The organism is Kitasatospora sp. NPDC087861 (genome assembly GCF_044742585.1).
Lineage (GTDB): Bacteria > Actinomycetota > Actinomycetes > Streptomycetales > Streptomycetaceae > Kitasatospora.
Genome location: NZ_JBIUUS010000010.1, coordinates 169,916 through 184,581 on the forward strand (window position 1 = coordinate 169,916; position 14,666 = coordinate 184,581).

At 72.8% G+C, this 14,666-nt stretch carries 11 protein-coding genes; 5 read left to right on the forward strand and 6 right to left on the reverse strand.

Annotated elements, in window-relative coordinates; all coding sequences use genetic code 11:
• The first annotated feature begins 48 nt into the window (after positions 1-48).
• Positions 49-1,134: a branched-chain amino acid ABC transporter permease gene (locus ACIOJE_RS16935; RefSeq protein WP_400776942.1), complete on the forward strand. Its 1,086-nt coding sequence runs from the start codon at positions 49-51 to the stop codon at positions 1,132-1,134.
• A complete protein-coding gene (locus ACIOJE_RS16940) occupies positions 1,131-2,036 on the forward strand; it encodes an alpha/beta fold hydrolase (protein ID WP_400776944.1) in 906 nt (301 codons plus the stop codon). Before ACIOJE_RS16935 ends, ACIOJE_RS16940 begins: the two co-directional genes overlap by 4 nt.
• Before the next feature lie 130 nt (positions 2,037-2,166).
• On the opposite strand, the gene ACIOJE_RS16945 is transcribed toward ACIOJE_RS16940, so the two are convergent.
• Both ACIOJE_RS16945 and ACIOJE_RS16950 read right to left on the reverse strand, forming a co-directional pair.
• On the reverse strand, positions 2,167-3,447 hold the full coding sequence (locus ACIOJE_RS16945) for a hypothetical protein (protein ID WP_400776946.1): 1,281 nt from the start codon (positions 3,445-3,447) through the stop codon (positions 2,167-2,169).
• Between the two features lie 385 nt (positions 3,448-3,832).
• Positions 3,833-4,420, reverse strand: coding sequence for a DedA family protein (locus ACIOJE_RS16950; RefSeq protein ID WP_280680179.1), 588 nt, complete (start codon positions 4,418-4,420; stop codon positions 3,833-3,835).
• Between the two features lie 616 nt (positions 4,421-5,036).
• Between ACIOJE_RS16950 and ACIOJE_RS16955 the strand changes: the two genes are divergently transcribed.
• Positions 5,037-6,128, forward strand: coding sequence for an LLM class flavin-dependent oxidoreductase (locus tag ACIOJE_RS16955; RefSeq protein ID WP_280679904.1), 1,092 nt, complete (start codon positions 5,037-5,039; stop codon positions 6,126-6,128).
• Positions 6,129-6,227: 99 nt separating this feature from the next.
• On the opposite strand, the gene ACIOJE_RS16960 is transcribed toward ACIOJE_RS16955, so the two are convergent.
• On the reverse strand, positions 6,228-8,240 hold the full coding sequence (locus ACIOJE_RS16960; protein ID WP_400776948.1) for a putative bifunctional diguanylate cyclase/phosphodiesterase: 2,013 nt from the start codon (positions 8,238-8,240) through the stop codon (positions 6,228-6,230).
• Between the two features lie 644 nt (positions 8,241-8,884).
• Positions 8,885-9,310 carry an OsmC family protein gene (locus tag ACIOJE_RS16965; RefSeq protein ID WP_280679900.1) on the reverse strand — a complete coding sequence of 142 codons (426 nt, stop codon included), beginning with the start codon at positions 9,308-9,310 and terminating at the stop codon, positions 8,885-8,887.
• A 263-nt stretch (positions 9,311-9,573) separates the two neighbouring features.
• On the opposite strand from ACIOJE_RS16965, the gene ACIOJE_RS16970 reads away from it, so the two are divergent.
• Positions 9,574-9,909, forward strand: coding sequence for a chorismate mutase (locus ACIOJE_RS16970; RefSeq protein WP_400776950.1), 336 nt, complete (start codon positions 9,574-9,576; stop codon positions 9,907-9,909).
• A 346-nt stretch (positions 9,910-10,255) separates the two neighbouring features.
• Positions 10,256-10,864: a signal peptidase I gene (gene lepB / locus ACIOJE_RS16975; RefSeq protein WP_400776952.1), complete on the forward strand. Its 609-nt coding sequence runs from the start codon at positions 10,256-10,258 to the stop codon at positions 10,862-10,864.
• On the opposite strand, the gene ACIOJE_RS16980 is transcribed toward lepB, so the two are convergent.
• Positions 10,827-11,903: a DMT family transporter gene (locus ACIOJE_RS16980; protein WP_280679894.1), complete on the reverse strand. Its 1,077-nt coding sequence runs from the start codon at positions 11,901-11,903 to the stop codon at positions 10,827-10,829. The two genes, lepB and ACIOJE_RS16980, sit on opposite strands and share 38 nt — an antisense overlap.
• A 130-nt stretch (positions 11,904-12,033) precedes the next feature.
• Positions 12,034-14,466, reverse strand: a complete 2,433-nt coding sequence (locus ACIOJE_RS16985) for a transglycosylase domain-containing protein (RefSeq protein ID WP_400776954.1) — start codon at positions 14,464-14,466, stop codon at positions 12,034-12,036.
• Between the last annotated feature and the right edge of the window lie 200 nt (positions 14,467-14,666).

A 14,666-nucleotide genomic window follows, 5' to 3' on the forward strand; every position in this document is an offset into this window, starting at 1 on the left:
GGCGCTATCCCTCGAACAGGTGATTCAGTCACTAATCGCTGGACATCGATGCACAGAGCGCTACGCTGGTGGCCGATCGCCCTGCTGATCGCGTTCCTTGTCGCCCCATACAGTGCGCTTCCCGTCCCGGGCCTACTCGACGGCCCGCTCGGCAGCCCAGGGAGTCTGCAACTGCTCGCCCTGTGCCTGCTCTACGGGGCCCTCGCCACCGGCTACGACCTCCTGCTCGGTCGGACCGGACTGCTCTCCTTCGGCCACGCGCTCTACTTCGCGACCGGTCTCTACGCCACCGACCTCGGCATGCTGGAACTCCGACTGCCCTTCGCCGCCGCGGCGGTGTTCGGCGTCGCCTGCACCGTCGCGCTGGCCCTGCTGCTCGGCTCGGTCAGCCTCCGCGTCACCGGCATCGGCTTCTCCATGGTCACCCTCGCCTTCGCCCAGGCCGGCTCGATCCTCGTCCAGCGCAACCCCGGTGGCGTCACCGGCGGCGAGGAGGGGCGTTCCGCCCCGGCCGACCTGCTGCCCTCCGGCCTGCTCGGGATCGAGAACACCGCCAACCTCTACTGGATCGCCGTCGGCTACCTGGTGCTGACGGTCGCCGTGGTCCACTGGGCCGTCAACTCGCCGGCCGGCCGGGTCTGGGAGGGCATCAAGGAGAACGAGCGCCGGGTCGAGGTGCTCGGACTGCGGCCCTACGGCTACAAGTTGGTCGCCTTCGTGCTGTCCGGCGGCCTCGCCGGGCTGGGTGGGGTGGTCTACCTGCTGCTGACCGGCGGCGCCACCCCGCAGGCCGCCGGCTCCGACGCCACGCTCGCCCTGCTGGTCATGGTGGTCCTCGGCGGCTCCGGCACGCGCTGGGGCCCGCTGCTCGGCGGCGTCCTCTACACCTGGGCCGGCCACCGGCTGGGCGACTTCGCCAACTCGGCGACGATCGCAGACCTGCCCGCCGTCCTGCGGGTACCGCTCTCCCAACCCCTGTTCCTGCTGGGCACCCTGTTCGTCGCGGTGGTCTACCTGCTGCCCGGCGGCCTGGCTAGACTGCCTGCCCGCATCCGCGCCGCCCGATCCGCCCGGGCGGTCCGGACGCCGGCCGTCGTCCGGACCGCCCGCCCCACCGGAGGTACCCCCGCGTGAGCCAGTCGCCCCTGCAGCCCGAAGAGTTGACCGCCCCCGTGCCCGGTGGGGAGCTGGCGGTCCTGCGCTGGCCCGCCGCCGACCCGGGCGCCCCGACGGTCGTGGCGGTGCACGGCATCACCGCCAACGGCCTTGCCTGGTACGAGGTCGCCCGCCGGCTCGCCGGGCGGGTCACCCTGCTCGCGCCCGACCTGCGGGGGCGCGGCGCCAGCCGCGCGGTCGCCGGACCGTACGGGCTCGCCCGGCACGCCGACGACGTGGCCGCGCTGATCATGGCTCTCGGGGCGGGCCCGGCCACCGTGGTCGGCCACTCGATGGGTGCCTGGGTCACCGCCCTGGCCGCCGTCCGGCATCCGGAACTCATCCGCCGGGTGCTGCTGGTGGACGGTGCGCTGACCTTCCCGCTGCCGGCGGGCGTCCGGGAGGAGGACGCCCTGGCCGCGGTGCTCGGCCCCGCGCTGGCCCGGCTGTCGATGACCTTCCCGGACCGGGACGCCTACCGGGAGTTCTGGCAGCGGCACCCCGCCTTCGGGACGGCGTGGTCGGCGGAGATCGACGCCTACACCCAGCGTGACCTGGTCGGTGTCGAGCCCGAACTGCGCTCCTCCTGCGTGCTGGAGGCCGTGCAGACCGACGGCACCCAGGTGCTGCTGGACCGGGACGCGGCCACCGCCGTACACCGACTGCCCTGCCCGGCCGAACTGCTCTGGGCCGAGCGCGGCCTGCTCGACGAGCCGCAAGGCCTCTACGACCACCAGCGGATCGGGCTGGCCGGGCTCGACCGGGCCCGGGTGCCGGCCTCGCTCGTGCCGGACACCAACCACTACTCGATCCTCTGGGGCGAGGCGGGGGCCGAACGCATCGTCCGCGGCCTGCTCGCGGACATCACCGTCGGCGGGTAGCGGCCCGGCGCCGACGACGACGGCCGGCGGGGTCCGTCCACCCCGCCGGCCGCACCCGCCTCGACCCGTCGGCCCTCTTCGCCTCAGGCCGTCCGTCGTGTTCGCCTCAGGTCTCCGGCTGGTGCCCGCCTCAGCCGGCAGTGCCGAGGAAGGTCTCCCAGCTGCCGGTCGGCGCCTGGCCCACGTTGAGCGTGCGCAGCTTGCGCAGGGTGGACTGGTCCTGCACCTCCAGCCACTCGACCAGCTGCTTGAAGGAGACCAGCCGGACCTCCGGCTTGCCCGCGATGGCCTTGAGGGTCTCCTCGACGGCGTCCATGTAGATGCCGCCGTTCCACTGCTCGAAGTGGTTGCCGATGAAGAACGGTGCGCGGTTGCTGTTGTAGGCGCGGTCGAAGCCGGCCAGGTAGGAGTCCTTGGCCTGGGTGCGCCAGTCGTTGTACTTGGCCGGGTCGCCCTTGGTGCTGCCGGCGGACTGGTTGGCCAGGATGTTGTAGTCCATCGACAGCACCTGGAAGGTGTGCCCGGGGAACGGGATGGACTGCAGCGGGAAGTCCCAGACCTTGCCGTCCTGCACCTTCTGCGGCCATATCTGCAGGCCGCCGGAGGAGCTGGCGTCGTACTTCCAGCCCAGCTTCGCGGCGGTCGGCAGCAGCGCCTTCTGTCCCTCCAGACAGGGGGTGCGGCCGCCGATGAGCTCCTTCTTGTAGTCGAAGGGGAGCGGGTCGACGTCGGTGAAGCCGGTGTTGGTGCGCCACTGGGTCACGAAGCCGATCGCCTGGTCGATCTCGCTCTGCCAGTCCTCGGGGGTCCACATGTTGACCCCGTTCTTGTCCGGGCGGCTGGAGCAGAAGTGCCCGTTGAAGTGGGTCCCGATCTCGTGCCCGGCCAGCCAGGCCTGGCTGACGAGCTTGAGCGTGCTCTTGACCGCGCCGTCCGACAGGTACGGGATGTCGGAGGCGCCGACCGAGTGCTTCGGCGGGTGGTACAGGTCGGACTTGCCCTTGGGCAGGGCGTAGATCCCGGAGAGGAAGAAGGTCATCGTGGCCTTGTACTGCTCCGCCAGCTTGAGGAAGCGGGGGAACTGGCCGTCGTCGGTGCCGCCCGCGCCGTCCCAGGAGAACACCACGAACTGGGGCGGCCGCTCGCCGGGCTTGAGCTTCTCGGGCTTCGGCTGGTTCGGCTGCGGGCCGGTGTCCGCGTTGGAGCCGTCACCGATCGGGGTGCCCTTGGGTATCCCCGTCTTGGTCGGATCGGTGGTGCCCGCCTGGGTGGTGCCGGGGCTGCCGCCGGAGGTGGGGGAGACGGCGTTCTCACTCGAACCGGATCCGCTGCTGGAACAGGCGGCGACCGCGCCGAGGGCCGCGGTCGCGGCGGTTGCACTGAGCACCGTCCTGCGCGAGATGCTGGTCATGGTCTCCCCTGGGTGCCGATGCCGGTGGTGAGGGCGGCTTGGGCCGCACCGGGCAAATCGGGCAATTGATGAATTTTCCGCCGTTAGCATGCCATGTGGTCGCAGTGGCCACCAAGGCTGCCGACCTACTACGACAGTGAACACGTCAGCGGCGCCGGGCTGGGCTGCAGGGATTCGTCGTCTGTTGCCGTCCTGTGACGCTTCGCACCGCGCACCGCCAGGGGAGTACGGTACCGCCGGCCTCGCCGGGCCGGTCAGAGTTCGTCGGCGCTCGGTGTGACTCGTCGCTTGTCCGGGCACATCGCGCCCGTCTCGGGGACGCTGCGGCAGACGAACTGCCACCGGCAGGAGCGCGGGTGGCGGGGCGCCGGTCGAGGCGCAACGGTCAGAGCGCGGCCAGCCGCCGGGTGCGGCGCACTATTCGCGCGATCGCGGTGCTGACGATGGTGGCCGCGGTGCAGGAGACGGCCAGACTCAGCCAGGCGGTGTCGAACCAGTGGCTGTTCAGCCAGCCCAGCGTCACGATGTAGGCGGCCCAGACCAGTGCCGCCAGTGCCGACCAGTGCAGGAAGCGGTGCGGATGGGCGGGGGAGTGGCCGATGGCCACGTCCAGGACGGTCCGTCCGGCCGGGACGAACCGGGCGATCACCACCATGGCCGCGGCCGCCCCGTGCGGGCGTTCGGCCAGGGCCTGTTGGACCCGGGTCACGCTGGCCGCCAGTTTCGGGCGTCGGGCGAGCCGGCGCTGGAGCAGCGGGGCGCCGCGCCGGGAGAGGTGCAGCAACAGGAGGTCGCCGAGGAACGAGGCCACCGCCACGCCCAGGCCGAGGAGCACCGGGGCGCCGTCGATCCGCGCCGTCTTGAGCACGGCCAGGATGACCAGCGTCCCGCTGGGGATGAAGGGGAGGAGAGCGTCCCCGAGTACGGCGAAGAGCGCCAGGGCGCAGATCCACGAGGATCCGATCGCCGCCACGAAGTTCAAAGCCCGTACTCCCTCCACGCCGCCCGGGGGAGCAGGTGGCTGCTGGGGTCAACGCTAGCGCCTCGACTTTTCATGCCATGAAGCACCCCGGTATGCCGCGGATCACAGGCGCCCGGCCCCGACCTGCACAAAGGCGCGAGCCCCCGGAGCGGGGTGCCGCTCCGGGGGCTCGCGGGGATCGATCGGCGCTGGTCCAGCCCGACGATCTTGCTGGCGGAACGCGGATCCCGTTGGGTGACCCGCTCCTGATCACCAGCCTGCCGGACGCCGACCGCCGTTCGCGAGCCCTGCGCCTGGCGACTTCCGGCGCTGGCGTGAAGTCGCCAGGCGTGTCCGCCTGCTGGCTCTCCGTAGGCCGAACGGTCGGTCGGCCGTCCGGTGCCGACCCGCACGGAGGGGGACCGGAGAGAGGGGCACGGAGGAAGACCGGACAGCGGAGGACCTGGGAACGGCGCGGGACGGCGTGAGGGCTGGAACACGTCGGAACGCGGGAACAGCGAGCCCGGCGGGGTGGTTGACCCCGGTCGGCAGCAGCGACCGTCGGGCCACCCCAGACCCGTGGTCGCCCACGACGGCCGGCTCAACGACAGCCAGAAGGGCGGACGGCATGACCACCGAGGACCAGCAGGAGCACGGGAGCGAACCGCCGACCGGCGCGGCGATCCGGGGCGCCGCCCGCGGTACCGCACCCGCCCCGCTCTCCATCCTCGACCTGGCCACCGTGGGCGTCGGCTACACGCCCGCCGAGGCCCTGGCCGCGACCACCGCGCTGGCCCGCAACGCCGAGCAGTGGGGCTACCACCGCTTCTGGGTGGCCGAGCACCACGGCATGCCCGGAGTGGCCAGCTCCACCCCGGCCGTCCTGCTCGCCCACCTCGGGGCCAACACCACGACCCTGCGGCTCGGTTCGGGTGGGGTGATGCTCCCCAACCACGCCCCGCTGGCGATCGCCGAGCAGTTCGGCCTGCTGGAGGCCCTGCACCCCGGCCGGATCGACCTGGGGCTCGGCCGCGCCCCCGGCACCGACCCGGCCACCGCCCGGGCGCTGCGCCGCGGCCTCGCCGAGGGCGCCGACGACTTCCCGCAGCAACTCGCCGAGTTGACCCACTTCCTCGACGGCGACTTCCCCTCCGGCCACCCCTACGCCCAGCTGACCGCGGTCCCCCAGGGCGACGGGCGCCCGCCGATCTGGCTGCTCGGGTCCTCCGGCTTCAGCGCCCAGCTGGCCGGCCGCCTCGGCCTGCCGTTCGCCTTCGCCCACCACTTCAGCAGCGCCAACACCGTCCCGGCCCTCGACCTGTACCGGGCCTCCTTCCGCCCCTCCGCCGTCCTCGCCGAGCCGTACGCGCTGATCGGTGTGAGCGCGGTCGCCGCCGACGACGAGGACTCGGCCCGTCGCCTGGCGCGTTCCGCCGCCCTCGGCATGCTCCGGCTGCGGCGCGGCAATCCCGGCCCGATCCCCACCCCGGAGGAGGCCGAGGCCTACCCGTACAGCCCGGCCGAGGCGGACTTCATCGACAGCTGGCTCGACAACGTGGTGCTGGGCGCCCCGGGCGAGGTCGCGGACGGGCTGGAGGCCCTGCGCAAGCGGACCGGCGTGGACGAGTTGATGGTCACCTCGCACATCCACGGACACGAGGCCCGGCTCCGCTCCTATGGTCTGATCGCGGAGGCGTACGGCCTGACGGCCGAGGCCTGAACACCGCCGGAACGCCCGGCCGTTGAGGGTCCGCCCGGCGCCCCGCCCGGCGCCCCTGCACGGCACCCCGCCCGGCGCCCCCGCCCGGCTACCGACCGACTACCGGCCGGTGTCCGGGCCGGGGCGGCCCTCGCGGAGTATGGCCGCGACCAGTTCGGCCTCGCCCGGCCGGGCGAAGTACCAGCCCTGGGCGGTGTCGCAGCCGGTCAGCCGCAGCCGTTCGGCCTGGGCGGCGCTCTCGATGCCTTCGGCGGTGACGGTCAGGCCGAGGGTGTGGGCCAACTGCACCATCGCGCCGACGATCTGCTCGTCGGCGTCGCTGCGGCGGGAGTCGAGCTCGGAGAGCTCCGGATGGCCCGCCGCCGGGGCCGGGTCGCGGAACCCCTCGATGAAGGTGCCGTCGAGCTTCAGGACGTGCACCGGCAGCCGGGAGAGGTAGGCCAGGTTGGAGTAGCCGGTGCCGAAGTCGTCGATCGCGATCCGCACACCCATGTCCGCGAGCGCCTGCAGCGCCTGCAGCGGCCGGCCGCCGGGGCCGAGCAGCGCGCTCTCGGTGATCTCCAACTGGAGCAGCCGGGCCGGAAGTCCGGTGCGTTCGAGGGCGCGGGCGACGTCGGCGACCACGTCGGAGTCCCAGATCTGGCGGGCGGCCAGATTGACGCTCACGAAGGTCTCGGTCTCGGGGAACTCGGTGAGCCACTGCCGGGCCTGACGGCAGGACTCCTCCAGCACCCAGGTGCCGAGCGGCACGATCGCGCCGGTCTCCTCGGCGAGCGGGATGAAGCGGTCCGGCGAGAGCGTCCCGTAGCGGGGGTGGCGCCAGCGGACGAGGGCCTCCGCACCGTGGACAGCGCCGTCGGCCAGGCCGACCAGCGGCTGGTACTCGATGGTGAACTCGCCACGCTCCAGGGCGGGTCGCAGTGCGGTGGCGAGGAGCTGACGGGTCAGCTGGTGGGCGCCGCGGTCCGGGTCGTAGAGGGTCCAGCGGGCGCGGCCGTCGGCCTTGGACCAGTAGAGCGTGGCGTCGGCGTCCTTGACCAGGTCGGCCGGGGTGGTCTCGTGCACGGACCGTTCGACGACGCCCACGCTGGCGGTGATGACCAGCCGGTGCCCGGAGACGTCGAAGGGGCGTTCCAGCTCCTGGAGGATCCGGGCGGCCAGGTCGGTCAGCTGCTCGCTGCCCCGGCTGTCGGTGACCAGGACGGCGAACTCGTCGCCGCCCATCCGGGCCACCAGGTGGGCGCCGTGCCCCGAGAACCCGTGTCGCAGCCGGGTCGCGACGGCGATCAGCAACTGGTCGCCGATGTGGTGGCCGAGGGTCTCGTTGATCGCCGCGAAGCCGTCGAGGTCCAGGTAGCAGACGCCCACCCGGGGCCCGTCCGCGAGCGCGGGGACGGCGTCGGCGCCGGCGACCTCGGAAGCCTCGGAGCCCTCGGAGACCTCGGAAGCGACGGAGCCCTCGGCGGCGGCGGGGGTCTCGGCGGTCGTGAGGCAGGCGGCGTCGAGTCGTTCGAAGAAGAGGGTGCGGTTGGGCAGTCGGGTCAGCGGGTCGTGCAGAGCCTGGTACTCCAGGCGGTCGCCGAGTCGGCGCTGCTCGGTCATGTCCTCCACCAGCGCGAGGGTGTAGAGCGGCTGCCCGGCGCCGTCCCGGATGAGTGAGACGGTGACCTTGCTCCAGACCGTATGGCCCTCGCGGTGCTTGAGCTGCTTCTCCACGCGGAACCGTTCCCGCTCGCCGTGGACGAGTTCGGGGAAGAGCCGGTGCGGCATGCCCTCCGGGTCGATGATCTCGTGCAGGTGGGTGCGGACCAGTTCGCCGACGCCCCGTCCGATCAGGCTCGCGAAGGCGGGGTTGACCTCGATGATCCGGTCCTCGGGGTCGATCAGGGCCATCCCGATGACCGCGTCGCAGAAGGCGGCCCGGAAGCGGGATTCACTGGCCCGCAGCGCGGCCAGCATCCGGTCGCTCCCGCCGTCCTCCTGGCCGGGGCCGTCGGCGGCGCTCCGGTGCGTGCCGCCGGTCAGCGGCGTCGAGCAGGTGGGGCAGAGGAGCGCCCCGGAGTCCTCCAGGACGGCGCCCGCCGCTCCGGCTGCTCCCGCAGCCCCTGCCACGCTCGCCACGCTCGCCGTGCCGACGGCCCCGACAACAGCCGTGGCAGAACCAGCCACGCTGACAGAACCGACAGCCGCGTCGACAGAACCGGCGGGACCGGCGGGACCGACAGGCCGGGCGGGACCGACGGAACCACCGGGACCAGCCGAACCGACGGAGCCGATGGCCGGTCCCAGGAGGGGTGTTGTGAGGTGACGGTGGTGCGGTGTTTCCTCGTGCGGCACGCCTGGGTGGTGTGCGTCGGCCCCCTCGTTCTGGCCCGGCACGGCAAGCTCCCGTCCGCTGCTGACGCTCGATGCTGGTCCGTCCGGCCGCTCGGGACTCCGGCGGCCGACTCCGCACTCTGTCGCGGTCCTCGGAGTCGGTCCGGTGCGGGCGCCCGCCGTGGGGCGCTGTCGCGCGGAGACCCGCGTGAAGAACAGGGCGCTGCGGCCGATCATAGGCCGCGACGGCAACGCGCGGTAACCGCCGCCAGGGTGATTCGCCCCTTTTGCGATCATGTGTGGCGGTACGTGCAGACGCCCCCGGTGCACATCACATGATGTGCGCCAGGGGCGCGTGCGCCGCTACCGCGCTCCCGGGCGCCGACCGCGCGCCGAGAGCGGCGGGAGCGCGCCGGGATCCGCCGGGATCCGCCGGGGCGTCAGGCCAGCTTGGCGGTGAGGGTGATGGTGGTGCCGGCGAGCGCCTGGCTGACCGGGCAGTTGGCCTTGGCGTCCTCGGCGGCCTTGGCGAAGCCGGCCTCGTCCAGGCCGGGCACCTCGCCGGTGACGGTCAGGTGGATGCCGGTGATGCCGGTGCCGGGCTGGAAGGTGACGTCGGCCCGGGTGTCCAGCTTGGTGGGCGCGGTGCCGGCGCCGGTCAGGCCGTGCGAGAGGGCCATCGAGAAGCACGCGGAGTGAGCGGCTGCGATCAGCTCCTCCGGGCTGGTCTTGCCGTTGGGCTGCTCGGCCCGGGCGGGCCAGGAGACGGGGTACTCGCCGATTCCGGACGAGTCGAAGGTGACCTGCCCCTTGCCGTCGAGCAGGTTGCCTTCCCATTCGGTGTGGGCGGTGCGAGTGGTTGCCACGATCGGTACCTCCATTACTGAGGACTGCTGAGTCGTCACTTCCGGTCATGCGCGCACCAGCCTACGGGCAGCCCCGCCCCGGCCGGAGGCGGCTCGGCGCCGGGGCGGCGGGAAGGTGGTCGGGCGGTTCAGGGGGTGTCCGGACCGTGGACGGATCCGCCTCGTGGTGCGGCTCCACGACGGGGTCCCTGTTAGATTTGCCCGGGCCCGAGCCCGGCCGCCGTACGGCCGGGTGCCCACTTCAGACACCGGGAGCCGCCCCGATGACGGACCACTCCACGACCCCCGACGCCGGCCTGCCCGAGGGGGTCGACGACGCCGTGCGGGCGGAGCTGACCAGCCTGCGCGAGAGCATCGACAACATCGACGCCGCGGTGGTCCACATGCTGGCCGAGCGCTTCAAGGCGACCCAGCGGGTCGGCCGGCTCAAGGCCGAGCACAAGCTGCCGCCGGCCGATCCGGCGCGGGAGCGGGACCAGATCAAGCGGCTGCGGGAGCTGGCCGCCGGCGCCAAGCTGGACCCGGTCTTCGCCGAGAAGTTCCTGAACTTCATCATCGCCGAGGTCATCCGCCACCACGAGGCCATCGCCCGCGCTTGAAGGCACCCCTGAGCGCGCCGTGAAGCGCGCCGGGGAGCGTGCGTTGCCGAGCCCGGCCCGGAGTTGTCGGAGGCGGCTAAACGCCGGATTTCGTGAGGCCCCGCGGTTGGCGTAGCGTGCAGGTTTCCCCAGCCGGAGAGGTGGAGCAGCGACGATGGCGGTGAACCTGCCCGAAACGCCGAGCGATGCCGGGTCCGGTCCGGCTCCCGCCGCCGGACGTGGCCCCGGGGTCTCCGACGCACCCGGCGGCCGTGCCGAGGCCCGTCGCGGTGCCCGCGGTGCACGCGGCCGCAAGGCCCGTCGGGCAGGGGGCCGGCCCAGGCCCTGGTGGATAGAGATCCCGGCGATGGCGGCGGTCGGCCTGGTGGTCGCGCTGCTGATCAAGACCTGCCTGTTCCAGGTGTTCACCATCCCGTCCGGCTCGATGGAGAACACGCTGCGGATCGGCGACCGGGTCGGCGTGAACAAGCTCGCGCCGCTGACCGGCTGGAAGCCGGAGCCCGGGCAGCCGGTGGTGTTCAAGGACCCGGGCGGCTGGCTGCCGCCCCAGCCCATCGACTCGAACCCGTTCACCAACGCGGTGAGCTCGGCGCTGAGCTTCGTCGGCCTGGTGCCGCCGAAGGACGACAACTACCTGGTCAAGCGGGTCATCGCGACCGGCGGTCAGACCGTGCAGTGCACGGGCACCACGCTGACCGTCGACGGGAAGCAGGTCGTGGAGCCGTACCTGCACCCCGGCGACGACTCCTGCGCGGGCCTGAACTTCGGACCGGTGACGGTGCCCTCGGGCTACGTGTGGGTCGAGGGCGACCACCGCAGCGACTCGGCGGACTCCCGCTACCACCAGCGGGGCCCGGGCGGCGGGGCCGTGCCGGTGGACAACGTGGTCGGGCCGGTGTCGGCCGTGGTGTGGCCGCTCAATCACCTCGACTGGTTCGGCTGGGTCGGCCGCTGACCTGCCTATCGGCGGCCACCCGCTCCCGGGCCCCCGCACCATCCGCGGCCTTCGTACCGGCCACGGCCCCCATGCCGTCCACCGCCCCCGCGACCTCGACGGACTCCACGGCCGCCGGCTTGCCGGCCTGCGCCGCGAAGGCGCCGGTCAGCACCAGCAGGCCGCCCGCGATCTGCGGCAGGCCGAGGTGCTCGCCGAGCAGGACCCAGGCCAGCACGGTGGCGACGACCGCCTCCAGGTTGGCCACCACCCCGGCGACCGGTGGCGAGAGGTGCCCGACGGCGATCACGCCGGTCAGGTAGGCGAGCACGGTCGCGATCAGGATCATCCAGGCGGCCGGGAGCAGCGCGGGCAGCGTGTGCCCGTTCATCACCACGGACCCGCCGAGCGTGCTCCAGTCGGCCTGCCAGGGCCGGGTGAAGGCGGTGAGCAGGACGGCGCCGATCAGCAGCCCGTACGCGCTGACCGCCAGCGGGTCGACCGGGCGCTCGCCCCGGCGGCCGGCATCGGCGAGCACGAAGTAGCCGACCTGGCAGCAGGCCGCACCGAGAGCGAAGAGCACGCCCAGTGCGTCGAAGCTCAGGCCGTTCCAGACCTCCACCACGCAGGCCAGCCCGGCCACCGCGACGCCGGTGCCGATCGCGGCGCCCCGGCTGATCGGCTTGCGCTGGACGAACTTGACGTAGCCGATGAGCAGCGGCGGTCCGAGGTACTCGATGAGCAGGGCGACGCCGACCGGGATGCGGGAGATCGCCGCGAAGTAGCAGGCCTGGACGCCGGCCACGGCGAGCAGGCCGAAGCCGATCAGCAGGCCGGGCCGGCGCAGGACGGCGTCCCGGTGGCGGTAGGCGATCGGGAGCAGGGCCACGGCGGCGCCGGTGACCCTGAGCCACACCACGTGCAGCGGTGAGAGGCCGGCCTCGATCAGCGGCTTCGCGGCGGTGCCGGAGCCGCCGAAGGCGAACGCGGAGACCAGCGCGAGGCCGAGGCCGAGGGTTCTGCCCGCGGGGAGGGTGGGCGAGGCCGTTGATCTGTGCACCGACGCATTGTGGCAGTCACACCGGGAGTTCGGTAAGGCGCCATTCCGTCATTTGGTCCTGCACGGAACTGTGCGCAATGGCGCACTCACCCCAACCTCGCGGTCACCCTCCGCCGCTGCGATCCGGCCGCTACTGCGCCCCCGCCCCCGCCCCGGTGAGCGCGTCCGTCCCGCCGGTGGGCTGGGTGGTGGGCTGCGTGGTCGGGGCCGTGGTCGGGCCGGTGGTGGGCGTCGGCCGACCGGTGGGCCGACCGGTCGGCTTCGTCGTGGGCTGGGTGGTCGGCTGGGTGGTCGGGGGCGCGGTCGGTTCCGTGGTCGCGCCGCCGCCGGAGTCCGAGCCGCCCGACGGCGTGGACGCGCCGGAGCCGGAGCCGGAGCCAGTGCCGGTACCGGTACCGGAACCGCTCGGCGGGGTGGTCGGCGCCGTGCTGGCGCCCGTGCCGGAGCCGGTCCCGGCCGACGGGCTGGAGCTCGGCGTGGACGGGGCCGTCGGCAGGTCGGTGGCGCCCGAGGAGTCGCCGCCGTCGGCCGGGGTCTGGAAGTCGCTCACCGGCTGGCCCTTGAGTGCGGCCTTCATGTAGCTGGTCCAGATCTGCGCCGGGTACTGGCCGCCCGCCGCGCCGTCGATCCCGCCGACGCCGCTCAGGCTGACCTGGGCGCCGTTGCCCGGGTCCTGGCCGAACAGGGCCACCGAGGTGACCAGCTCGGGGGTGTAGCCCACGAACCAGACCGACTTCTGGTCGTCGGTGGTGCCGGTCTTGCCGGCCACCGGTCGGCCGAGCGACTTCGCCCGCCAGCCGGTGCCGCCCGGGTCGCTCACCACGCCCTGGAGCATCGAGGTGACCCGGTTCGCGGTGTCCGAGCTGACCGCCTGGGTGGTCTTGTGCGCGGGCAGCGGGACGGCCTCGCCCTCGCGGTCCACCGACTGCACCAGCCACGGGGTGATCTGCTTGCCGCCGTTGTCCAGCGAGGCGTACACGCCGGCCATGTCGAGCACGCTCGGGGTGGCCGCGCCGAGCGGGATGGACGGCACCGGGTCGAGCCCCGGGGTGCTGCCGGGCAGGCCCAGCGCGACCCCGGTGTCCTTGACCTTCTGCAGCCCGGTGTCCTGGGCCAGCTGCGCGAACGCCGAGTTGACCGACCAGTCGGTGGCCTGCTGGAGGGTGATCTGGCCGTAGCTCTTGTCGCCCTCGTTCGGCGGCGCGTACGGGGTGCCCTTGCCGCCGCGGACCTTGCGGCCGCTGGTGCCGTCGTAGACGGTGCGCGGGGTGACGGTCCGGCCGTCCTGGGTCTTGGCGTTGTTCTCGAACGCGGCCGCCAGGGCGATCGCCTTGAAGGTCGAGCCGGCCTGGTAGTCCCGCCGGGTCGCGTTGTCGACGTAGTGCTTGACGTAGTCGACGCCGCCGTAGAGGGCGACGATCGCGCCGGTCTTCGGGTCCACCGAGGCGGCGCCGGCCTGGGCGGCCGCGTCCTTCTTCCGCTTGTCCGGGTTGAGGGTGTCGTGCAGCTGCGCCTGGACGGAGTCCTGCAGGGCCTGCTGGCGGCCCGGGTCGATGCTCAGCTTGATCGTGTAGCCGCCCTTGGCCAGCTCGGTCTCGCTGATGATCTGGTTCGAGGTGAGGTACTGGGTGGCCTCGTTCACCAGGTAGCCGGTCTGGCCGGACAGGCCCGGGTTGGGCTGCGGGTCCTTGACGTCCGGGAAGGTGGTGGCGGTGCGCTCCTCGGCGGAGAGCCAGCCCTCCTTGACCATGCCGTCCAGCACGTAGTTCCAGCGGTTGACGGCGTTCTGCTTGCCGGCCGGGGTCGCGGTGGCCACGTCGTAGGCGCTCGGGGCGTTCAGCAGGGTGGCCAGGTAGGCGCCCTGGGCGGCGTTGAGCGCGGAGGCGTCGACGCCGAAGTACGCCTGGGCGGCGGCCTGGATGCCGTAGGCGCCGCGGCCGTAGTAGGAGGTGTTCAGGTAGCCGGAGAGGACGTCGTTCTTGCTCTCGGTGGCGTCCACCTTGATGGCTATGAAGAGTTCCTTCACCTTGCGGGTGACCGACTGCTTCTGGTTCAGGTACGTGTTCTTCACGTACTGCTGGGTGATCGTGGAGCCGCCCTGGGTGCCCTCGCCCTTGGCGGTGTTGACCGCGGCCCGGAGCAGGCCCTGCACGTTGACGGCGCCCTCGTGGTAGAAGTTGCGGTCCTCGGCGGCCAGCGCGGCGTGCTGGGCGGCGGGGGCGACCTTGTCCAGGCCGACGTTCTGCCGGTTGGTCTGGCCGGTGCGGGTGATCACGGAGCCGTCGGCGTAGAGCCAGGTGTTGCTCTGCGCGGTCGCGGCTGCGTGCGCGTCCGGGACCTTCACCAGCGCGACCCCCAGCGCGAACAGGCCGACGCCGAGCAGCAGCGCCGAGGCGAGGCCGAGCAGGCTCATCCGCCAGGTGGGGATCAGCCGGCGCCAGCCGGTGCGCTTCGGCCGGCGGGGCTTCCTGCCGCCCGTCGCGGGGGTGGCGCGCTTGAGGCGTTTGACCGGTCGGAGGCCTATCGAGGGCGTACGACGGCCGCTCTGGGCGTTTCGGGACAAAGCGCGGCCTTTCCTGCGGGCGGACGGGCCAGCCTGCACGGACGGGGACATCGGCGGTTAGGGACCTTTGTCCCGATTCCGGTTTACTGCCCTGGACGAGCCGGGCGGGCCGAATGGCTCCACCGGAACGGCAATCGAGACCGACATCACACACAAAACGGACGTCGAGGGCCAAAAAATTGAGGAGCCCCTCGCTGTTG